General features: G+C 59.6%; 16 protein-coding genes. 4 read left to right on the forward strand and 12 right to left on the reverse strand.

Going from position 1 to position 21,115, the window contains the following annotated elements; all coding sequences use genetic code 11:
• Positions 1–36: 36 nt before the first annotated feature.
• The 5 genes from ATI14_RS28680 to sdhC all read right to left on the reverse strand — a co-directional run bounded on the left by ATI14_RS28680 (position 37) and on the right by sdhC (position 6,358).
• Positions 37–2,868: a 2-oxoglutarate dehydrogenase E1 component gene (locus tag ATI14_RS28680; protein WP_016974688.1), complete on the reverse strand. Its 2,832-nt coding sequence runs from the start codon at positions 2,866–2,868 to the stop codon at positions 37–39.
• 261 nt (positions 2,869–3,129) lie between these two features.
• On the reverse strand, positions 3,130–3,834 hold the full coding sequence (locus ATI14_RS28685; RefSeq protein WP_003172807.1) for a succinate dehydrogenase iron-sulfur subunit: 705 nt from the start codon (positions 3,832–3,834) through the stop codon (positions 3,130–3,132).
• An 11-nt stretch (positions 3,835–3,845) separates the two neighbouring features.
• The gene (gene sdhA / locus ATI14_RS28690) at positions 3,846–5,618 is read right to left on the reverse strand and encodes a succinate dehydrogenase flavoprotein subunit (RefSeq protein ID WP_016974689.1); all 1,773 of its coding nucleotides are present in this window, start codon (positions 5,616–5,618) and stop codon (positions 3,846–3,848) included.
• A 3-nt stretch (positions 5,619–5,621) separates the two neighbouring features.
• Positions 5,622–5,990, reverse strand: coding sequence for a succinate dehydrogenase, hydrophobic membrane anchor protein (sdhD, locus tag ATI14_RS28695; protein WP_016974690.1), 369 nt, complete (start codon positions 5,988–5,990; stop codon positions 5,622–5,624).
• Positions 5,984–6,358: a succinate dehydrogenase, cytochrome b556 subunit gene (gene sdhC, locus ATI14_RS28700; protein ID WP_016974691.1), complete on the reverse strand. Its 375-nt coding sequence runs from the start codon at positions 6,356–6,358 to the stop codon at positions 5,984–5,986. The genes sdhD and sdhC overlap by 7 nt, the downstream gene beginning before the upstream one ends.
• Positions 6,359–6,722: 364 nt before the next feature.
• Here sdhC and gltA point away from each other — a divergent pair, with 364 nt between their 5' ends.
• Complete coding sequence (gltA, locus tag ATI14_RS28705; RefSeq protein WP_016974692.1) at positions 6,723–8,012, forward strand: citrate synthase; 1,290 nt, start codon at positions 6,723–6,725, stop codon at positions 8,010–8,012.
• Between the two features lie 160 nt (positions 8,013–8,172).
• Here the strand turns inward: gltA and ATI14_RS28710 are convergent, their stop codons facing one another.
• The 3 genes from ATI14_RS28710 to ATI14_RS28720 all read right to left on the reverse strand — a co-directional run bounded on the left by ATI14_RS28710 (position 8,173) and on the right by ATI14_RS28720 (position 11,245).
• Positions 8,173–9,831: a cation acetate symporter gene (locus tag ATI14_RS28710; RefSeq protein WP_016972154.1), complete on the reverse strand. Its 1,659-nt coding sequence runs from the start codon at positions 9,829–9,831 to the stop codon at positions 8,173–8,175.
• Complete coding sequence (locus ATI14_RS28715) at positions 9,828–10,139, reverse strand: DUF485 domain-containing protein (protein WP_016972153.1); 312 nt, start codon at positions 10,137–10,139, stop codon at positions 9,828–9,830. The genes ATI14_RS28710 and ATI14_RS28715 overlap by 4 nt, the downstream gene beginning before the upstream one ends.
• Positions 10,140–10,393: 254 nt before the next feature.
• Entirely contained in the window at positions 10,394–11,245 is an 852-nt protein-coding gene (locus tag ATI14_RS28720) for a glycine betaine ABC transporter substrate-binding protein (RefSeq protein ID WP_016972152.1), read from the reverse strand.
• A gap of 334 nt (positions 11,246–11,579) precedes the next feature.
• Between ATI14_RS28720 and ATI14_RS28725 the strand changes: the two genes are divergently transcribed.
• Complete coding sequence (locus tag ATI14_RS28725) at positions 11,580–13,133, forward strand: glycoside hydrolase family 17 protein (protein WP_031320033.1); 1,554 nt, start codon at positions 11,580–11,582, stop codon at positions 13,131–13,133.
• Positions 13,134–13,231: 98 nt separating this feature from the next.
• On the opposite strand, the gene ATI14_RS28730 is transcribed toward ATI14_RS28725, so the two are convergent.
• A complete protein-coding gene (locus ATI14_RS28730; RefSeq protein WP_016972150.1) occupies positions 13,232–13,600 on the reverse strand; it encodes a hypothetical protein in 369 nt (122 codons plus the stop codon).
• Between the two features lie 237 nt (positions 13,601–13,837).
• Between ATI14_RS28730 and ATI14_RS28735 the strand changes: the two genes are divergently transcribed.
• Both ATI14_RS28735 and ATI14_RS28740 read left to right on the forward strand, forming a co-directional pair.
• Positions 13,838–15,136, forward strand: a complete 1,299-nt coding sequence (locus ATI14_RS28735) for an alpha/beta hydrolase family protein (protein ID WP_016972149.1) — start codon at positions 13,838–13,840, stop codon at positions 15,134–15,136.
• Positions 15,129–15,917 carry an MlaA family lipoprotein gene (locus ATI14_RS28740; protein ID WP_016972148.1) on the forward strand — a complete coding sequence of 263 codons (789 nt, stop codon included), beginning with the start codon at positions 15,129–15,131 and terminating at the stop codon, positions 15,915–15,917. The genes ATI14_RS28735 and ATI14_RS28740 overlap by 8 nt, the downstream gene beginning before the upstream one ends.
• A 73-nt stretch (positions 15,918–15,990) precedes the next feature.
• Here ATI14_RS28740 and ATI14_RS28745 read toward each other — a convergent pair whose 3' ends face one another.
• The 3 genes from ATI14_RS28745 to ATI14_RS28755 all read right to left on the reverse strand — a co-directional run bounded on the left by ATI14_RS28745 (position 15,991) and on the right by ATI14_RS28755 (position 21,113).
• Entirely contained in the window at positions 15,991–16,362 is a 372-nt protein-coding gene (locus ATI14_RS28745) for a DUF805 domain-containing protein (protein WP_231124386.1), read from the reverse strand.
• A 222-nt stretch (positions 16,363–16,584) separates the two neighbouring features.
• A complete protein-coding gene (locus tag ATI14_RS28750; protein ID WP_016972146.1) occupies positions 16,585–17,991 on the reverse strand; it encodes an efflux transporter outer membrane subunit in 1,407 nt (468 codons plus the stop codon).
• Positions 17,988–21,113, reverse strand: a complete 3,126-nt coding sequence (locus ATI14_RS28755) for an efflux RND transporter permease subunit (protein ID WP_080519878.1) — start codon at positions 21,111–21,113, stop codon at positions 17,988–17,990. Before ATI14_RS28755 ends, ATI14_RS28750 begins: the two co-directional genes overlap by 4 nt.
• Positions 21,114–21,115 lie beyond the last annotated feature (2 nt).

A 21,115-nucleotide genomic window follows, 5' to 3' on the forward strand; every position in this document is an offset into this window, starting at 1 on the left:
GGTCCTTAAAATTCGGTTTCAGTCAGCGCGAAGGCGTTAAACAGTGAAAGCATCTTGCAGCAGTTTTTCCTGCTGCTCGGCGTGCATCGACGCATAACCACACGCAGGTGCAGCAGAAGCATCACGACCGGCGTACTCCAGGCCAAGGCCTGCTTTGTGGTTACCGACACTGCGACGCAAATGATGCTGGCTGCTGTACCAAGCGCCCTGGTTCATCGGTTCTTCCTGACACCACACGGCAGCCGTGAGGTTGGTGTAAGGCGCGATGGCCTCCATCAGGTCGTCTTCCGGGAACGGGTAAAGCTGCTCGATACGCACGATGGCGATGTCTTCGCGGCCCTCGCTACGGCGTTTTTCCAGCAAGTCGTAGTAGACCTTGCCGCTGCACAGGATCAGGCGAGTGACCTTGGCGGCGTCCAGCGTGTCGATTTCTGGAATAACGGTCTGGAACGAACCGTCGGCCAGATCTTCCAGGGTCGAGATGGCCAATTTGTGACGCAACAGCGATTTCGGAGTCAGCACTACCAGCGGCTTGCGCAGCGGGCGGATCACCTGGCGACGCAGTAAGTGGTAGATCTGAGCCGGGGTGGTCGGCACGCACACCTGAATGTTGTGCTCGGCGCACAGCTGCAGGTAACGCTCCAGACGGGCCGAGGAGTGCTCCGGACCCTGACCTTCATAACCGTGTGGCAGCAGCATGGTCAGACCGCACAGACGGCCCCACTTGTGCTCGCCGCTGGTGATGAACTGGTCGATCACCACCTGGGCACCGTTGGCGAAGTCGCCGAACTGGGCTTCCCAGATCACCAGCGCGTTTGGCGTGGTGGTCGAGTAACCGTATTCGAACGCCAGTACGGCTTCTTCGGACAGGAACGAATCGTACAGGTCGAAACGTGGCTGGCCTTCGTACAGGTGTTGCAGCGGTACGTAGGTGGTCGCGTCTTTCTGGTTGTGCAGAACCGCGTGGCGGTGCGAGAACGTACCGCGGCCGATGTCCTGGCCGGTCATGCGGATCGGGTGACCTTCGAACGCCAGGGTCGCGTACGCCATGGTTTCGGCGTAACCCCAGTTGATCGGCAGGCCGCCGGCTTGCATCTTCTGACGGTCTTCGTAGATCTTCGCAACCTGGCGCTGTACGACGAAGCCTTCCGGAATTTCCAGCAGCTTGGCAGACAGTTCCTGCAGGGTTTTCAGATCGAACGAAGTGTCGTGACGCGCCGTCCAGGCGTGGCCCAGGTACGGACGCCAGTCCACGAACAGCTCTTTGTTCGGCTCTTTGACCAGGCTTTTTACTACGTGCAGGCCGTTATCCAGCGCATTGCGGTATTCGTCGACTTTCGCCTGAACACGCGCATCGTCAACCACGCCGGCCTTGGTCAGGCTTTCGGCGTACAGCTCACGGGTGGTGCGCTGCTTGGTGATCTGCTGGTACATCAACGGCTGGGTGCCGCTTGGCTCGTCCGCTTCGTTGTGACCGCGACGGCGGTAGCAAACCAGGTCGATGACCACGTCACGCTTGAACTGCATGCGGTAGTCGATGGCGAGCTGGGTCACGAACAGCACGGCTTCCGGATCATCACCATTCACATGGAGGATCGGCGCCTGGATCATCTTGGCAACGTCGGTCGCGTACTCGGTAGAGCGTGCGTCCAGAGGGTTGCTGATGGTGAAACCCACCTGGTTGTTGATAACGATGTGAACGGTACCGCCAGTCTTGAAGCCGCGAGTCTGCGACATCTGGAACGTTTCCAGGACCACGCCCTGACCGGCGAATGCCGCGTCACCGTGGATGGAAATCGGCAGAACCTTCTCACCGGTGGCGTCGTTGCGACGATCCTGGCGAGCACGCACCGAACCCTCGACCACCGGAGAAACGATTTCCAGGTGGGATGGGTTGAAGGCCATGGCCAAGTGAACTTCACCGCCGGTGGTCATTACGTTGGACGAGAAGCCCTGGTGGTATTTAACGTCACCGGAACCCAGCTCGACCTTCTTCTTGCCTTCGAACTCGTCGAACAGCTCGCGCGGGTTCTTGCCGAAGGTGTTGACCAACACGTTCAGGCGACCACGGTGAGCCATGCCGATCACGATTTCCTTGGTGCCGTAGGAACCGGAACGCTGGATCATCTCGTCGAGCATCGGAATCAGGCTTTCGCCGCCTTCCAGGCCGAAACGCTTGGTGCCCGGGTATTTGGTACCCAGGTATTTTTCGAGACCTTCAGCTGCGGTCACGCGCTCCAGCAGGTGGCTGCGAACGTCGGCGGACAGCACCGGACGGCCACGCACGCCTTCCAGGCGATGCTGGAACCAGTGACGCTGCTCGGAATCGGTGATGTGCGTAAATTCAGCGCCGATGGTGCGGCAATATGTCTGCTGCAACGCTTCGTGAATTTCGCGTAGGCTCGCTTCCTCTTTGCCGATGAACAGGTCGCCGGCACGGAAGGTCGTATCAAGATCGGCATTGGTCAAGCCGTAATGATTGATCGACAGGTCTGCAGGTGCAGGACGCTTCCAGAGCCCCAGCGGGTCAAGCTGGGCCGCCTGGTGGCCACGCATCCGGTAGGCCTGGATCAGTCGCAGTACTTCAACTTGCTTCTTCTCATGCTCGCTGCTCACGCTACCGGCGGAAACCGGCTGAGCGCGGCGCTGGTTCTTTGCCAGCAGCACAAACTGATCGCGAATTGTTGCGTGCGATACATCGGTGGCAGCGTTGCCGTCTGAAGACAACGTCTGAAATTTGGTGCGCCATTCTTCTGGCACAGCGTTAGGGTCGTGCAGGTAGAGCTCATAAAGCTCTTCCACATAGGCAGCGTTACCACCTGAAAGATAGCCGCTGTTCCACATGCGCTGCATCACGCTTTCTTGCATGCTTGGTCACCCTCGATTTGGGGACACCACCGGCGAAAACACCGAGTTTGCTTGCAAAAGGCCGAGTGCAGCGACCAAAACAAGCCACTTAGGATCACGCTGATAGTTCGGGTACCAACCCGAATGCCCCTGCTTGTCTCATTTCTTCAAAATAAGAGCCGCGGCTTTGTAAGTCGCTGCTCAAGTTAAAACTACGGCGCCGGTTGAAGCCTGCGCCGCAGCATTTACGGGCACAACGGTCCTGCTTTGCTACAACGTCGGTTACACGCCGCTTTGCAGCAGCATGTTACGGATGTGACCAATGGCCTTAGTCGGGTTCAGGCCCTTGGGACATACGTTGACGCAGTTCATGATCCCGCGGCAGCGGAATACGCTGAACGGGTCATCCAGTGAAGCCAGACGCTCGGACGTCTTGGTGTCACGGCTGTCTGCCAGGAAGCGGTAGGCTTGCAGCAGCGCGGCCGGACCCAGGAACTTGTCCGGGTTCCACCAGAAGGACGGGCACGAGGTCGAGCAGCAAGCGCACAAAATGCACTCGTACAGACCGTCGAGCTTTTCACGCTCTTCAGGGGACTGCAGACGCTCGATGGCCGGAGCCGGCGTGTCGTTCTGCAGGAATGGCTTAACTTTCTCGTATTGCTTGTAGAAGATGCTCATATCGACGACCAGGTCACGGATAACCGGCAAACCTGGCAGAGGACGAACGATCAGCTTGTTGCCTTTGACCACGGCCGACAGCGGCGTGATGCACGCCAGGCCGTTTTTGCCGTTGATGTTCATGCCGTCGGAACCGCATACACCTTCACGGCAAGAGCGACGATAGGAGAAACCTTCGTCCTGCTCTTTGATCAGTGCCAGTACATCCAGCACCATCAGGTCTTTACCACCGGTATCGACCTGGAATTCCTGCATGAACGGCGCAGCGTCCTGATCAGGGTTGTAGCGATAAACACTGACTTTCAACATGGCAGCCACCCTTAGTAAGTCCGAATCTTCGGTTCAAACGTCGGAACCGTCTTCGGCGAGAAGTTCACGGCACGCTTGGTTACGCGCTTGTCACCCGGGAAGTACAGGGTGTGGCACAACCAGTTTTCGTCGTCGCGATCTTCAAAGTCTTCACGGGCGTGGGCGCCACGGGATTCTTTACGAACCTCGGCGGCGATTGCAGTCGCTTCAGCCACTTCCAGCAGGTTTTGCAGCTCAAGGGCTTCGATACGAGCGGTGTTGAAAGCCTGGCTCTTATCGTTGATCTTGACGTTGGCGATACGCTTGCGCAGATCCGCCAGCTGGGCAATACCCTTCTGCATGTATTCGCCGGTACGGAATACACCGAAGTAGTTCTGCATACAGCTTTGCAGCTCGCGACGCAAGGTAGCTACGTCTTCACCGTCGGTACGCTCGTTCAGAGCGTTCAAACGCGCCATGGCAGCGTTGATGTTGGCTTCGGTGGCGTCGTCGTAATGGATACCGTCGGTCAGCGCCTTTTCCAGGTGCAGGCCGGCAGCGCGACCGAATACCACCAGGTCGAGCAACGAGTTGCCGCCCAGACGGTTGGCACCGTGAACCGATACACAAGCCACTTCGCCTACAGCGAACAAGCCCGGGATGATGGCGTCTTTGCCTTCGTCGTCCTGGGTAATCGCCTGGCCGTGAATGTTGGTGGCAACGCCGCCCATCATATAGTGGCAAGTCGGGACAACCGGAACCGGAGCAACCACCGGGTCAACGTGGGCGAATGTCTTCGACAGTTCGCAGATGCCTGGCAGGCGGCTGTGCAGTACTTCTTCGCCCAGGTGATCGAGCTTGAGCAGTACATGGTCGCCATTCGGGCCACAGCCGTTGCCGGCGATGATCTCTTTAACCATCGAACGGGCAACAACGTCACGACCGGCAAGGTCTTTCGCGTTCGGAGCGTAACGCTCCATGAAACGCTCGCCGTGCTTGTTGATCAGGTAACCACCTTCACCACGGCAACCTTCGGTAACCAGTACACCGGCGCCGGCGATGCCGGTCGGGTGGAACTGCCACATTTCGATGTCTTGTACCGGCACGCCAGCACGCAGTGCCATGCCGACGCCGTCACCGGTGTTGATCAGGGCATTGGTAGTCGAGGCGTAGATACGGCCTGCACCACCCGTCGCCAGAACGGTAGCATTGGCGCGGATGTAGGTGGTTTCACCGGTTTCGATGCAGATGGCGATCACGCCAACGAAGGCGCCGTCGGCGTTCTTCACCAGGTCCACTGCGTAGTATTCGTTCAGGAACGTGGTGCCGGCTTTCAGGTTGCCCTGATACAGGGTGTGCAGCAGTGCGTGACCGGTACGGTCGGACGCAGCGCAGGTGCGGGCAGCCTGGCCACCTTTACCGTAATCCTTCGACTGGCCGCCGAATGGACGCTGGTAGATACGACCCTGTTCGGTACGGGAGAACGGCAGACCCATGTGGTCCAGCTCGAACACCGCAGCCGGGCCTTCCTGACACATGTATTCGATAGCGTCCTGGTCACCGATGTAGTCGGAACCCTTGACGGTATCGTACATGTGCCAGCGCCAGTCATCGTTCGGGTCGGCGGAGGCGATGGCGCAGGTGATGCCACCCTGGGCCGATACGGTGTGGGAACGTGTCGGGAACACCTTGGTGATCACGGCAGTCTTGTGACCACCCTGCGCCAGTTGCAGCGCTGCGCGCATGCCGGCACCGCCGCCACCAATAATGATGGCGTCGAAGGAAATAGTTGGAATGTTAGCCATGAATCAGATACCCCAAAGAATCTGCACACCCCAGACGAAGTAAGCGAACATCGCAACGCCGCAGACTGCCTGGAAGAGGAAACGTACTGCGGTCGCGGACTTGCCCAGCGCCATCGGCGTCAGGTAGTCGGTCGCGATGGTCCACATGCCGACCCAGGCGTGAGCGCCCAGGGCTACAAGGGCCAGCAGACTGAAGATTCGCATCGCATTGTGGGAAAACAGGCCATGCCATTGCTCATAGCTGATGCCTGGATTTGCGACGAGGTATCCGATCAGGAAAATGAAATAAGCCGCGAGAACGACCGCAGACACACGCTGTGCCATCCAGTCATAGAGGCCCGAACGCGAAAGGTTCGTAACGCTGGTTACCATATCCAAACTCCTGCCAGAACGATCAGCACCACGGAAATGGCGATGATGATTTTCGAGCCCAGGCGGCCGCCTTCCAGCGTCTCACCGATACCCGCATCCATGATCAAGTGGCGCACACCGGCAACCAGGTGATACAGCAGAGCGGACAGGAGGCCCCATGCTACGAACTTGGCCAGCGGGCTGGTCAAGCATGCCTTCACCTCGGCATAACCTTCCGCCGAACCCAGGGATTTGCTCAATGCATAAAGCATGATGCCCAGGCCGAGGAACAGGATGATGCCGGAAACACGGTGCAGGAACGACGTAACGCCGGTGATGGGGAGTTTGATGGTCCTTAGGTCTAGGTTTACAGGTCGTTGGCTATTCACGGCTTTTTTTCACACTGAAGAGCCCCTAACAATCAGGGCAAAGTTGTTGGGGGGTGCACTGGTCAGGTAAGCACCACCCAGGGAGTGCGACCCCCAATGAAAGCAAGCCCAAAAGCCCTTGGCGGTCGGTGGCCGAGTATAGACAGTTAGGTTACTAATGACAACGCGCGCTCCTCACCCTAATAGCTGATTGCGTTGGCGGGATAAAAGGCGTAAATGGCAGTCAATTTCGACGAAAAAGTACGGTTAAAGCCTTCTGGAGCGAGACTTTAGGCAAATTGACATCTGGATTTATATCAATATAGTGGTGCGGGCCCTGCGTGGGGGGTCTGTCTGATGATTTGAAGCATAAATAGGAGGCCACATGGCTGACAAAAAAGCGCAGTTGATCATCGAGGGCGCAGCCCCCGTCGAGCTGCCCATTTTAACCGGCACCGTTGGTCCCGATGTTATCGACGTACGGGGCCTGACGGCCACGGGCCGTTTCACATTCGACCCAGGCTTCATGTCGACCGCCTCTTGCGAGTCGAAGATCACCTATATCGATGGTGACAATGGCATTCTGCTGCACCGCGGCTACCCGATCGAGCAACTGGCCGAGAAGTCGGACTACCTGGAAACCTGCTATCTGCTGCTGAACGGCGAACTGCCAACGGCCGAACAGAAAGCCAAGTTTGTCAGCAATGTGAAGAACCACACCATGGTTCACGAGCAGTTGAAGACCTTCTTCAACGGCTTCCGTCGCGACGCCCACCCGATGGCCGTCATGTGCGGTGTGGTCGGCGCCCTGTCGGCTTTCTATCACGACTCCCTGGACATCAATAACCCGCAGCATCGCGAAATCTCCGCGGTCCGCCTGGTTGCCAAGATGCCGACCCTGGCCGCGATGGTCTACAAGTACTCCATGGGCCAACCCATGATGTACCCGCGCAACGACCTGTCGTACGCGGAAAACTTCCTGCACATGATGTTCAACACGCCGTGCGAGATCAAACCGATCAGCCCGACACTCGCCAAGGCCATGGACCGGATCTTCATCCTCCACGCCGACCACGAGCAGAACGCATCGACCTCCACCGTACGCCTTGCAGGCTCTTCGGGTGCCAACCCGTTCGCCTGTATCGCCGCCGGCATCGCCGCACTGTGGGGCCCTGCCCACGGCGGTGCGAACGAAGCCGTATTGACCATGCTCGATGAAATCGGCGATGTCTCCAACATCGACAAGTTCATCGCCAAGGCCAAGGACAAGAACGATCCGTTCAAGCTGATGGGCTTCGGTCACCGCGTTTACAAGAACCGCGACCCGCGCGCCACCGTGATGAAGCAGACCTGCGACGAAGTGTTGAAGGAACTGGGCATCAAGAACGATCCGCAGCTCGAACTGGCCATGCGCCTGGAAGAGATTGCCCTGACCGACCCTTACTTCATCGAACGCTCGCTGTACCCGAACGTCGACTTCTACTCGGGGATCATCCTCAAGGCGATCGGCATTCCAACCAGCATGTTCACCGTGATCTTCGCTCTGGCACGTACTGTCGGCTGGATCTCGCACTGGAAAGAAATGCTCTCCAGCCCGTACAAGATTGGCCGTCCACGCCAGTTGTACACCGGCTACGAGTCGCGTGATATCACCAAACTGGAAGATCGCAAGTAAGCATCTAACTATTTGGTCTTAAAAACGGCCTCCTTTCTCAAGGAGGCCGTTTTTATTTGTGCAGAATTTGAGAAACAGTTTTGTGATATCCACTCACAATAAACATAAAAAAATGCCCCGATCTCACGACCGGGGCATTTTTTTGTAACAGCTACAGCCCTTAGTGATTAACCGCCCCGCTCGCTCCCAGGCCAGTTTGCGAACGCACAAACTGCGGGAAGTACAGCGCACGCTCCTTCTCTGCCGCCGCCGACTTGTCGGTGATGGAGAAGAACCAGATGCCGATGAATGCAATGATCATCGAGAACAGCGCCGGGTACTCGTACGGGAAGATGGCCTTTTCATGGTGCAGGATCGAGACCCAGATGGTCGGGCCCAGAATCATCAGGCCCACGGCACTGAGCAAGCCCAGCCAGCCGCCGATCATCGCGCCACGGGTAGTGAGGTTTTTCCAGTACATGGAAAGCAGCAACACCGGGAAGTTACAGCTGGCAGCAATGGAGAATGCCAGGCCGACCATGAACGCGATGTTCTGGCTTTCGAACAGGATGCCCAGGCCGATAGCCAGTACACCCAGAGCCACGGTGGTGATCTTCGACACGCGAATCTCATCCTTCTCGTTGGCTTTGCCTTTTTTGATCACGCTGGCGTACAGGTCGTGGGACACCGCCGAAGCACCGGCCAGGGTCAAGCCGGCAACCACCGCGAGGATGGTGGCGAACGCCACAGCCGAGATGAAGCCCAGGAAGATACTGCCACCCACCGCGTTGGCCAGGTGCACCGCCGCCATGTTGTTACCGCCCAGCAATGCGCCGGCCGCATCCTTGAACGCCGGGTTGGTGCTGACCAGCAGGATCGCGCCAAAACCGATGATGAACGTCAGGATATAGAAGTAGCCGATGAATCCGGTGGCATACAGCACGCTCTTGCGCGCTTCCTTGGCGTCGCTCACGGTGAAGAAGCGCATCAGGATGTGCGGCAGGCCCGCAGTACCGAACATCAGCGCCAGGCCCAGGGAGAATGCCGAGATCGGGTCTTTCACCAGGCCGCCGGGGCTCATGATCGCTTCACCTTTGGGGTGAACCTTGATCGCCTCGGAGAACAGCGTGTTGAAGTCGAAGTTGACGTGTTTCATCACCATCAGCGCCATGAACGAGGCACCGGACAGCAGCAACACCGCCTTGATGATCTGCACCCAGGTGGTCGCCAGCATGCCGCCGAACAGCACGTACAGGCACATCAGGATACCCACCAGGATCACCGCAACGTGGTAGTCCAGGCCGAACAGCAGTTGGATCAGCTTGCCCGCACCCACCATCTGCGCAATCAGGTAGAACGCCACCACCACCAGCGAACCGCAGGCCGACAGGCTGCGGATCTGGGTTTGCCCGAGACGGTAGGACGCCACGTCGGCAAAGGTGTACTTGCCCAGGTTGCGCAGGCGCTCGGCGATCAGGAACAGAATGATCGGCCAGCCCACCAGAAAGCCGATCGAGTAGATCAGGCCGTCGTAGCCGGAAGTGAACACCAGCGCGGAAATCCCCAGGAAGGACGCCGCCGACATATAGTCACCGGCAATCGCCAGGCCGTTCTGGAAACCGGTGATCTTGCCACCGGCTGCATAGTAGTCAGCCGCCGACTTGTTGCGCTTGGATGCCCAGTAGGTAATGCACAGGGTGGCACCGACGAACGCGATAAACATCACGATGGCCGAGATGTTCAACGGTTGCTTGTGCACTTCACCGGTCAATGCGTCCGCCGCCCAAACGGCCGGAGCAAACAACGAAGCGCCGAATACAGCCAATAGACGCCGGATCATTGCGCAGCCTCCTTGAGAATCGCATTGTTCAGGTCGTCAAATTCGCCGTTGGCCCGGCGTACATAAATGCCGGTCAGGATGAAGGCGGACACAATCAGTCCGACGCCCAGGGGAATGCCCCAGGTAATCGAGGAGCCAGGGCTGAGCTTGGCCCCCAGCACTTGTGGCCCGTAGGCAATCAACAGGATGAAAGCGGAGTAAAGCCCTAGCATGATCGCCGAGAGAATCCAGGCGAACCTTTCCCTTTTTCTGACCAGCTCCTTGAAACGCGGGCTGTTTTGAATCGAGAGGTAAATGCTGTCGTTCATTGTTTTTATCCTCGCAGCACAGCTTTTTTATTATTTTGGAACGTATCCACTGTATGCGGCTGCCGTAGAGGTTCCAGACGACCTTAGTCTTAGATCGAGTGTAGCGAGGGATTGTCAGAACGCAGGAGGATTTGCAGGCGGTGAAATTAATGTGGGAGCGGGCTTGCCCGCGATAGCAGTGCACCAGTCAACCTATGAGTGACAGATACACCGCTATCGTGGGCAAGCCCGCTCCCACATTTACAGGTGAATGGTTATTTACCGGTCCACTCGGCAACGCGCTCAGGGTGCTTGGCCACCCAGTCCTTGGCCGCCGCGTCAGGCTTGGCACCCTCCTGGATCGCGAGCATGACTTCGCCGATTTCATCCTTGGAGGCCCACTGGAATTTCTTCAGGAAGGCCGCGACTTCCGGTGCTTTCTTCTCCAGGCCTTTACTGCCGATGCTGTTCACGGTTTCAGCCGCGCCATACACGCCTTTTGGATCGTCGAGGAAACGCAGTTTCCACTTGGCGAACATCCAGTGCGGCACCCAGCCGGTGACCGCGATGGATTCCTGCTTGTCTTCGGCACGGGTCAGCTCGGCGATCATGGCGGCGCCGGAGCTGGCTTGCAGTTTGTAGTCGAGGCCGTATTGCTTGATGGCTTCGTCGGTTTTGAGCATCACGCCTGAACCGGCGTCGATGCCGACGATTTTGTTCTTGAAGGTGGTGTCGGTCTTGAGGTCTTCGATGGACTTGGCCTTGACGTACTCCGGCACGATCAGGCCGATCTTCGCATCCTTGAAGTTGGGTCCGTAGTCGACCACCTTGTCCTTGTTCTTGGCCCAGTATTCACCGTGGGTTACGGGCAGCCAGGCGGAGAGCATGGCGTCGAGCTTGCCGGTGGCCACGCCCTGCCACATGATCCCGGTGGCGACGGCTTGCAGTTTCACGTCGTACCCAAGTTTTTCCTTGATCACTTCCGCCGCTACGTGGGTGGTGGCCACGCTGTCGGACCAGCCATCTACATAGCCGATGCTCAGGGTTTTGCTGTCGGCGCTGGCCAGTGTGGAGCTCATCGCAACTACCAGAGTGGCAGCTGCGCCCAAGAGTCGTCGCATCTTCATCGTACTTTCCCGAAAGTGCTGCGCCCGGCGGATGCCGAGCGACGTCAACCTAGTTGTTATGGTGGTGCACCGCGCCCCCTTCACGCGCATCGATCCGGCTGCTGCCCCATCAGTGGAGTGCTGATGCCTTGATCATCAACCTCGTGAAGCTTGGAACCTGCTCTGACTGCGACCTCAGGTAAGCAAGAAACGACATCACATCGCCAGCAAGTCGCTTTACGGGAGTTGACGTCAAAATCCCGCCCGAACTTTGCATGTCAAAATTATGCGGCCCCACTGGAGCGGGGCAATTCCGGGTAAGATGCGCGCCTTTGCTCCTCCAGATAAGCCGACCATGCCTGCGACTGCCCGCTTTCCTGCCCTGCCTTATTTTCTCGCCTTGACCCTTGGTCTGCTGGCCCTTATCGGCTACTGGTACGGCCTCGGCCGGCCGGTGGTACTGCCGGACGTCGCCAGCGCCAGCCACAAGATGCAATGCGCGTCCTACACACCGTTCGACAAGGACCAATCGCCCTTCGACCAGCCCTTCACGTTGCGCCCCGAGCGCATGGACGCCGACCTGGCGCTGCTGGCCACCCGCTTTGAATGCATCCGCACCTATTCCATGACCGGCCTGGAAGCCCTGCCGGCTCTGGCGCGCAAGCATGGGTTGAAGTTAATGATCGGCGCCTGGGTCAGCAGCGACCCGGTGGCGACTGAAAAGGAAGTCGACCTGCTGATCGCTTCCGCCAACGCCAACCCGGATGTAGTGACGTCGGTCATCGTCGGCAACGAGGCCTTGCTGCGCAAGGAAGTCACCGCCAAGCAACTGGTGACGCTGATCCATACAGTCAAAAGCCACATCCAGCAGCCGGTGACCTACGCCGATGTCTGGGAATTCTGGCTGAAACACCCGGAAATCGCCCCGGCGGTGGATTTCCTGACCATTCACCTGCTGCCGTATTGGGAAGATGATCCGTCCGGCATTGACCAGGCGCTCAAGCATGTGGGTGATGTGCGTCAGACCTTCGGCAACAAGTTCGCCCCCAAAGACGTGCTGATCGGCGAGACCGGCTGGCCCAGTGAAGGCCGACAGCGCGAAACCGCCGTTCCGAGCCGCGTCAACGAAGCCAGGTTCATGCGTGGTTTTGTAGCCATGGCCGAAGCCAATGGCTGGCGTTACAACCTGATCGAAGCATTTGATCAGCCGTGGAAGCGTGCGAGTGAAGGTGCGGTTGGCGGTTATTGGGGTCTGTTCGACGCGGACCGCCAGGACAAGGGCATCCTCGCCGGGCCGGTGACCAATGTGCCGTACTGGCCACTGTGGCTGGGCGTGGGTGGGCTGATTCTGCTGGGTACGCTGACGCTCGGCGGCCGCGTTCGCAACACACGCGCCGCCGTTGCCTTGCCATTGCTCGGCGCTGTTGCTGCCTGCTCCATCGGCACCTGGGCTGAATTGACGCGCGTGACTGCACGCTTTAATGACGAATGGGTGTGGGCCGGTTTGCTGGTGGTGTTGAATTTGTTAGTGCTGGCCCATGCGGCCTTGGCCTTGAGCGCACGGGAGGGTTGGCGTGAGCGGGCGTTCAACTGGCTGGAGCAACGCGCAGGCTGGCTGGTGGCGGTTGCCGGTTTTGCAGGCGCGGTCATGATGCTTGAGCTGGTGTTTGACCCGCGTTATCGCAGCTTTCCGAGTGCGGCACTGGTGTTGCCGGCGCTGGTGTACCTGGTTCGCCCGGTCGCCGGGCCGCGTCGGGAGATTGCGCTGCTGGCCTTTATCATTGGTGCCGGCATTGCCCCGCAGCTGTATCGTGAAGGCCTGCTGAACCAGCAGGCGTGGGGTTGGGCAGTGGTGAGTGTGCTGATGGTTGCAGCTTTGTGGCGTTGCTTGCGGGTGCGCAAGGCGTAAGACCGCTATCGCAGGCAAGCCAGCTCCCACATTTGACCGAGTACATCCTTTGGAACGCGGTCAAGTGTGGGAGCGGGCTTGCCCGCGATGAGGCCCTATCAGACAACGCGGGGTTTGCGTACGAGCCGCAACCCCGCAATCACCACCGCAAACACCGCAAACGTGGTGTTGTACAGCGCCAGCGCCGGCAACCCGAACACCATCCCCAGCACCGCCAGCCCCCAACCCGCACGGCCCGGCACAAAAAACGCCAACACGGCCGTGACCAGCGCCGCCCAGCCCAGCACCTTGAAGTGGATCATCAGCCCCAGGTTCGAGCGCAGCTGGCATTCCCAGCGGCCGGCCTCATCGGCGCAGATGCCCACCCACTGACCGTCCTCCATAAAGCCGTAACGTGCACCATAACTGGCGGCCAGCCATAACGGCAGGGCGATAAGCAACAGAATCCATGGCAAACGACGGGACATTCGGGGCACTCCGATAGGCAAAAACGGCGCTCAGCTTAATCCCCCGGCGCCTGTTGGCAAGCTACGTACACAGATAAGTGTTCAACAAAGCGTCGCAAAGTGTATCGTCTGGCTACTATTACCCAAATTCCGACGTTTATTTCCGACTTTTCGTGCCGAGTGCTGGCACTTCGGTGATGGCGCGGTGGTCATAGCCTGCGAACTTCATTCAGCACGTTTCCTCTTAGGGATAAAGTCATGCTCCGTTCCTTGCGCTGTGTTGCCCTGCTGGGCAGCCTTTTTCTGAGTGCGTCAGCACTGGCGGTCGACATAGACCAAGCCACTTACGGCTACCCTTTGACCAACCCGTTCGAAGCGACCATCGCCACCACACCGCCCGATCTTCGGCCAAAACTGCCGAGCGACGACGAAATCAACCAATCCGACTACAGCCTGACCATGCGCCCCGAGCGCGAATTCAGCCTGCCGGACAATTTCTGGGCGGTGAAAAAGCTCACCTACCGCATCGCCAAGCAGGACCACGCCGCACCGCTGATCTTCCTGATCGCGGGCACCGGCGCGCGGTTTGACAGCAGCATCAACGAATACCTGAAAAAGCTGTATTACCAGGCCGGCTACCATGTGGTGCAACTGTCGTCGCCCACCAGCTTCGACTTCATCAGCGCCGCCTCGCGCTACGCCACCCCCGGCGTGACCCAGGAAGACGCCGAAGACATGTACCGCGTGATGCAGGCGGTGCGCGCGCAAAACGCGTCGTTGCCGGTCACCGACTTCTACCTCAGCGGCTACAGCCTCGGCGCACTGGACGCGGCATTCGTCAGCAAACTCGACGAAACCCGCCGCAGCTTCAACTTCAAGAAAGTGCTGCTGCTGAACCCGCCGGTCAACCTCTACACCTCGATCACCAACCTCGACAAGCTGGTACAGACCGAGGTCAAGGGCATCAACAACACCACCACGTTCTACGAACTGGTGCTGGCCAAGCTGACCCGCTACTTCCAGCAAAAGGGCTACATCGACCTCAATGATGCCCTGCTCTACGACTTCCAGAACTCCAAGCAGCACCTGACCAACGAACAGATGGCCATGCTGATCGGCACCTCGTTCCGCTTCTCGGCAGCCGACATCGCCTTCACCTCGGACCTGATCAACCGTCGCGGCCTGATCATCCCGCCCAAATACCCGATCACCGAAGGCACCAGCCTCACGCCGTTCCTCAAGCGTGCGCTGCAATGCGACTTCGACTGCTACCTCACCGAGCAGGTGATTCCGATGTGGCGCGCACGCACCGATGGCGGCAGCCTGCTGCAACTGGTTGACCAGGTGAGCCTCTACGCCCTCAAGGATTACCTGCACACCAGCCCGAAAATCGCGGTGATGCACAACGCCGACGACGTGATCCTGGGCCCCGGCGACCTCGGTTTCCTGCGTAAAACCTTCGGCGATCGCTTGACCGTCTACCCGCTGGGCGGCCACTGCGGCAACCTCAATTACCGCGTCAACGCCGACGCCATGCTGGAGTTCTTCCGTGGCTAAATATCTTCTGCTGCTCGCCGCCCTGATGTGCGCAGGCGTTGCCAATGCCGACAACAGCAAGGCCCATGAACCGGTCAAGGTCGACGCCGACGGTTTCAAGGAGCCATTGTCCAAGCTCAAGTTCAACCCGGGCCTGGACCAGCGTGAGTTCGAGCGTTCGTCGCTGACCGCGCTGAACGTGTATGACCCGCTGGAATCGTGGAACCGCCGCGTGTACCACTTCAACTACCGCTTCGACCAATGGGTGTTCCTGCCCGTGGTCGACGGTTACCGCTACGTCACGCCCAGCTTCCTGCGCACTGGCGTAAGCAATTTCTTCAACAACCTGGGCGACGTGCCCAACCTGTTGAACAGTCTGCTGCAACTCAAGGGCCACCGCTCCCTGGAAACCACCGGGCGCCTGCTGCTCAACACCACCATCGGCATCGCCGGTCTGTGGGACCCGGCCACCGCCATGGGCCTGCCACGCCAGAGCGAAGACTTCGGCCAGACCCTGGGCTTCTACGGCGTGCCCGGCGGCGCCTACCTGGTGCTGCCGATCTTCGGCCCGTCGAACCTGCGCGACACCACTGGTCTGATCGTCGACTATGGCGCGGAAACCGAGGTCAACTTCCTCAACGTGTCCAAAGTCAGCGAAAACCACCCGGAAATCTGGGCCCTGCGCGCGGTGGACAAGCGCTATCAAACCAGCTTCCGTTATGGGCAGATGAACTCGCCGTTTGAGTATGAAAAAGTGCGGTACATCTATACGGAATCGCGCAAATTGCAGATTGCGGAGTAAACCGGGCATCACAAAAAAAGGCCATTCGAATGAATGGCCTTTTTTATTACGTTTTGGACAAAGTCAAACGCGGTTAGGCATTTTCAACCTGCCGGCAAGGCAACCCGTACTTGTTCTCCCCTTGGTCACCTTTCGTCAGCAATTTAATGGTAACCATGACCAGGCCCACGAGAGGTAACGCATACCAGAGCACGTAAGCCCCTGTCATGTTCACATCGTGAAGCCGACGAAATGTTACTGCTATTCGAGGAATAATCATAAGCACAGTGTAAATACCCAGCGGTATGTAAAACCATCTGCTGTAGGCAACTCCCGCCCAGCCCGCGACAACCATCGAGCCATACGTAAGCACTATGTCTACAAAAGCGAACAACCAATACTCCTTTCTATTGGCTCGTCCACTGAACTTGGCATAGTTTTTTAAAGCACGGAAACACCAGTTCATCCTTAACTCCCAATCGATCCATTTTTATCGAGCCACTCCACATGAAGAGGCGCGGCGCATCCTATAAATGCCTGGAAAGTCGAGCTGTAGGATTAAGCTTAAACTTCTGCTAAAGCTGAACTCGATACGCACGATAACGGATATGTACTCCGACCCAAGGGATGTAGAGCCTGCCCCATAGCCATCGCGGGCAAGCCCGCTCCCACATGGCCCCCCCGTGAATCAGGGCTGCCAGCCGCCGCCCAGGCTCTGGATCAGCGCCACACTGCCCTGACTCAGTTGCCCCTGGGTATCGCGCAAGTTCTGCTCGGCTTGCAGCAACACCAACTGCTGGGTCAGTACCGCTTCACGGCTGACGGTGCCCGCCCGCAACTGCGCTTCCTGGCTGCCAAAGAGCTGCTGATTACGCGCAAACACCTGCCCAAACGCATCAGCCTGCGTTTGCAAATGATTGATCGCAGACAAGTTGTCCTCAACGTTCTGTAACGCACTGAGCACCGTGCCACGATAGTTGGCCGCAACCTGGTCATAACCCGCCTCAGCCTGCTTGACCGCCGCCTCCCGCGCGCCTCCATCAAAAAGCGTCTCCGCCAGCGCCGGGCCCAACGTCCAGATGCGATTGGGCAATGAAAACAACCCTCCCAATGCACTGCCGCGATAGCCCGCCGACGCCGTCAGGTCGAGTGTCGGAAAGAATGCCGCCTCGGCCACCCCGATTTTGGCATTCGCCGCCGCCGCCGAACGTTCAGCCGCCACCACATCCGGCCGCCGTTGCAGCAACGTCGACGGCAACGACAACGGCGGGCGCGGCACCATGAACGCAAAATCAGAGCGCGGCGCCACGCTGAACTCGCTCGGCGCCACGCCCACCAATACCGCCAGCGCATGCTCATACTGCTCGCGGTCACGCAGCGACGTCTGCAAGTCGGCAATCGACGTGGTCAGTTGGTCCTGCGCCACCAGCAACTGGTCATGGGTGGCCACACCTTGAGTGAACTGCACCTGAATCATGTCGAGCAATTGCTGATTAATCGTCTGCTGCTGTTGCAGCAGGCGCACATCAATGTCCATCTGCCGCAACGCCAGGTAATTACTCGCCACGCTGGAACTGATCGACAAACGCACCCCGGCCAGCAACGCATCCGACTGCTGCGCCGAGGCCTGGCTTGACTCAATCCCGCGTCGCACCTGCCCCCACAAATCCGGCTCCCAGCTGGCCGTCAACGTCGCACTGACCGTGTTTTTCACCCCGGTCGACGCAGTGGTGCCGGAACTGCTGCCATCACCGCCCTCCCCCCGCGAACCCGACAACCCCACGCCCACCGTCGGCCACAACCCGGCGCGGCTCGACGCTACCTGCGCCTGAGCCAGCCGATACGCCGCCTCAGCCGCGATGATCGACTGATTGGCCTTTGCCGAACGCGCCACCAAATCGTTCAACACCGGGTCCTGATAGGCCAGCCACCACTGACTGTCCAGCGCGCCCCGGGGGTTGGACGCCGCGCGCTGCCACTGCGCGCCTTCCTTGAACGACTGCGGCAGTTCCATGGCGGGCTTTTGATAATCCGGCCCGACCATACAACCGCCGAGCATCAGGCTGATAACCAGCACGCTGATTCTGAATTTCATGACCTTGCTTCCTTGTGCCGCCCCAGGCGTTGCGACGCCCGGTCGAGCCAGAGGTAAATCACCGGGGTGGTGTAAAGCGTCAGCACCTGGCTGAGCAGCAACCCGCCAATAATCGAAATGCCCAAGGGCCGGCGCAATTCCGAGCCATAGCCTGTGCCGAGCACCAGCGGCAGTGCGCCGAGGATCGCCGCCAGTGTGGTCATCATGATCGGCCGGAAGCGGATCAGGCACGCGCGGCGGATCGCCTCCTTGGCCGTGAGGCCAAACTCGCGGCGCTCGGTGATCGCAAAATCAATCATCATGATCGCGTTCTTCTTCACGATACCGATCAGCAGGATCAACCCCACCAGCGCGATGATCGACAGTTCGGTGCCGGTCAGCAGCAAGGCAATCAGGGCGCCCACCCCTGCCGAGGGCAAGGTGGAAAGAATGGTCAGCGGGTGCATCAGGTTTTCATAAAGAATGCCCAACACGATGTACACCGAAAGCAACGCGGCAACAATCAGCAACGGCTCGCTGGCCACTGAAGACTGGAACACCTGCGCCGTCCCGGCAAACTGCCCGGTGACGCTGGCCGGCATGCGCAACTGCTTCACGGCGTCGTCCACCCACTCCGTGGCCTGGCCAATCGAGGCACCGGGCGCCAGGTTGAACGAGATCGTCACTGCGGGAAACGTGCCCTGGTGGCTAATGGAAATCGCCGTGCGTGCAATCGCGTTATCCGCCAAGGCAGACAACGGCACCAACGGCGCCGGGTTGGCCAGGTTCGGCGTGGTCGTGGCGCCCTTCGCCGCCACGGCCTGCTTGCCGCTGGGCACATAAATGCCCTTGAGCGCTTGAGGGTCGGTCCAGTATTCGGGGGCAATTTCCATCACCACGTGGTACTGGTTGGCGGCGCGATACAGCGTCGAGACCTGGCGCTGGCCGAAGGCGTCGTAAAGCGTCTGGTCCACCGCCGACATGCCCACGCCGAGCCGCGCCGCCGTGTCGCGGTTGATGTGCACATTCGCCAACAGGCTGTTGTCCTGCTGGTCGGTGTTCAGGTCGGTCAGTTGCGGCAGCTTGTGCAGCACCGCCACCACCTTCGGCACCCATTCATCCAGCGAAGACTGGTCGTCGGCGGTGAGGGTGTATTGGTATTGCGCGCCGCTTTGCCGCCCACCCACGGTGATGTCCTGGGCCGATTGCAGGAACAGCTTGGTGCCCGGCAAATCGCCAAGGGTGCGACGGATCTGCGCGATCACCTCGGTGGCACCGTCCTTGCGCTCGCCCAGCGGCTTGAGCAGCACAAACATCTGCGCACTGTTGACCGCCCCGCCGCCACCGCCCCCGCCGCCGACAAACCCGGCGGCGGTTTCCACGTTGGGGTTTTTCATGACCTTGCGGTTGATCTCGGTGAAGTCCTTTTGCATCGCGCCATAGGAAATGCTTTGCGCCGCAATGATGCTGCCCTGCAGGCGCCCGGTGTCTTCCTGCGGGAAAAACCCCTTGGGCACCAGCACGTACAACACGCCCGCCAACACGATCACCAGCACCGTCACCAGGCCCATCAGAATTGAGTGGTCGATGACCCAACCCAGCGTGCGGTCATAGAAGCGATGAAAACGCGAATCCGGGTGTTCGTTGCCTTCGTGAATCGCCTTCGGCGCGCGCAGCAACACACTGGCGAGCATCGGCGTGACGGTCAGCGAAATCAGCATCGAGATCACGATGGCCACCGACAGCGACACCGAAAACTCACGAAACAGCCGCCCCACAATCCCGCCCATCATCAGCAACGGAATGAACACCGCCACCAGCGACACGCTGATGGTCAGCACCGTGAACCCGACTTCCTGCGCCCCGGCCATCGCGGCTTCCACCCGCGTCTTGCCGCGCTCCAGGTGCCGAATGATGTTTTCCACCACCACGATGGCGTCGTCCACCACAAAACCGGTGGAAATGGTCAGCGCCATCAGCGACAGGTTGTTCAGGCTGTAACCGAGGAAATACATCGCGCCAAAGGTGCCGAGCAACGACAACGGCACCACGATGGCCGGCACCAGCGTGCTGCGCCAGTCGCGGAAGAAACCAAAGGTCACCAGCGTGACCAGCAGGATCGACGCCAGCAACGTCACTTCCACGTCATGCAACGAGGCGCGGATGGTGGTGGTGCGGTCCATCAACAGGCTGAGCTTGATCGACGCCGGAATCGAGCTTTGCAGAAACGGCAGCGAGGCCTTCACCGCGTCCACCGTGTCGATCACATTCGCGCCCGGCTGCTTGAACACCACCAACAGCACCGCCGGCTTGCCATTGGACAGGCCGAAGTTGCGCAGGTCCTGCACGTCTTCGCGCACGTAGCCCAGGTCCGAGATGTGGATCAGGTCGCCGTTGTGTTCCTTGACCACCAGCGGCCCGTAATCCTGGGTATCGAGCAGTTGGTCATTAGCGCCGATGCCGTAGGAGCGGTCGCCCACCGCCACATTGCCCTTGGGTAAATTCGCGTTGGAGGCGCTGATGACCTGGCGCACCTGTTCCAGGCTGACGCCATAGTGGTTGAGCCGGTCGGGGTTCAATTCGACCCGCACCGCCGGCAGCGCGCCGCCGCCCACCGTGACATCGCCGACGCCGGTGGTTTGCAGCAAACGCTGTTCCAGCACGGTCGAGGCCGCGTCGTACATCTGGCCGGGCGTGGCGCTGTCGGACGTCAGGCTGATGATCAGGATCGGCGAGTCCGCCGGGTTGACCTTGCGGTACGTCGGGTTGCCGGACAGGTCGCTAGGCAAGTTGCTGCGCGCGGCGTTGATCGCCGCCTGCACGTCCCGCGCGGCGCCGTCGATGTCGCGGCTCAAGTCAAATTGCAGGGTGATGCGCGTCGAGCCAAGGCTGCTGGCCGAGGTCATTTGCGTCACGCCGGCGATCTGCCCGAACTGGCGCTCCAGCGGCGTGGCCACGGAGCTGGCGACGGTGGTCGGGTCGGCGCCGGGCAACGAGGCGCTGACGCTGATGGTCGGGAAATCCACCTCCGGCAGCGGCGCCACCGGCAGCAGGTTGAAGGCCAACACGCCGAACAGGGCAAGCCCGGCCGCCAGCAGCGTGGTGGCGATGGGGCGACGGATAAACGGCGCGCTGAGGTTCATCG

Source organism: Pseudomonas tolaasii NCPPB 2192 (assembly GCF_002813445.1).
Classification (GTDB): Bacteria; Pseudomonadota; Gammaproteobacteria; order Pseudomonadales; family Pseudomonadaceae; genus Aquipseudomonas; species Aquipseudomonas tolaasii.

Excerpts from the sequence above, each read along its gene's own strand:
- ATI14_RS28680 (WP_016974688.1), bottom strand. The coding sequence starts at position 2,868 with ATGCAAGAAAGCGTGATGCAGCGCATGTGGAACAGCGGCTATCTTTCA.
- ATI14_RS28685 (WP_003172807.1), bottom strand. The coding sequence starts at position 3,834 with ATGTTGAAAGTCAGTGTTTATCGCTACAACCCTGATCAGGACGCTGCG.
- sdhA (WP_016974689.1), bottom strand. The coding sequence starts at position 5,618 with ATGGCTAACATTCCAACTATTTCCTTCGACGCCATCATTATTGGTGGC.
- sdhD (WP_016974690.1), bottom strand. The coding sequence starts at position 5,990 with ATGGTAACCAGCGTTACGAACCTTTCGCGTTCGGGCCTCTATGACTGG.
- gltA (WP_016974692.1), top strand. The coding sequence starts at position 6,723 with ATGGCTGACAAAAAAGCGCAGTTGATCATCGAGGGCGCAGCCCCCGTC.
- ATI14_RS28710 (WP_016972154.1), bottom strand. The coding sequence starts at position 9,831 with ATGATCCGGCGTCTATTGGCTGTATTCGGCGCTTCGTTGTTTGCTCCG.
- ATI14_RS28715 (WP_016972153.1), bottom strand. The coding sequence starts at position 10,139 with ATGAACGACAGCATTTACCTCTCGATTCAAAACAGCCCGCGTTTCAAG.
- ATI14_RS28720 (WP_016972152.1), bottom strand. The coding sequence starts at position 11,245 with ATGAAGATGCGACGACTCTTGGGCGCAGCTGCCACTCTGGTAGTTGCG.
- ATI14_RS28725 (WP_031320033.1), top strand. The coding sequence starts at position 11,580 with ATGCCTGCGACTGCCCGCTTTCCTGCCCTGCCTTATTTTCTCGCCTTG.
- ATI14_RS28730 (WP_016972150.1), bottom strand. The coding sequence starts at position 13,600 with ATGTCCCGTCGTTTGCCATGGATTCTGTTGCTTATCGCCCTGCCGTTA.
- ATI14_RS28735 (WP_016972149.1), top strand. The coding sequence starts at position 13,838 with ATGCTCCGTTCCTTGCGCTGTGTTGCCCTGCTGGGCAGCCTTTTTCTG.
- ATI14_RS28745 (WP_231124386.1), bottom strand. The coding sequence starts at position 16,362 with ATGAACTGGTGTTTCCGTGCTTTAAAAAACTATGCCAAGTTCAGTGGA.
- ATI14_RS28750 (WP_016972146.1), bottom strand. The coding sequence starts at position 17,991 with ATGAAATTCAGAATCAGCGTGCTGGTTATCAGCCTGATGCTCGGCGGT.
- ATI14_RS28755 (WP_080519878.1), bottom strand. The coding sequence starts at position 21,113 with ATGAACCTCAGCGCGCCGTTTATCCGTCGCCCCATCGCCACCACGCTG.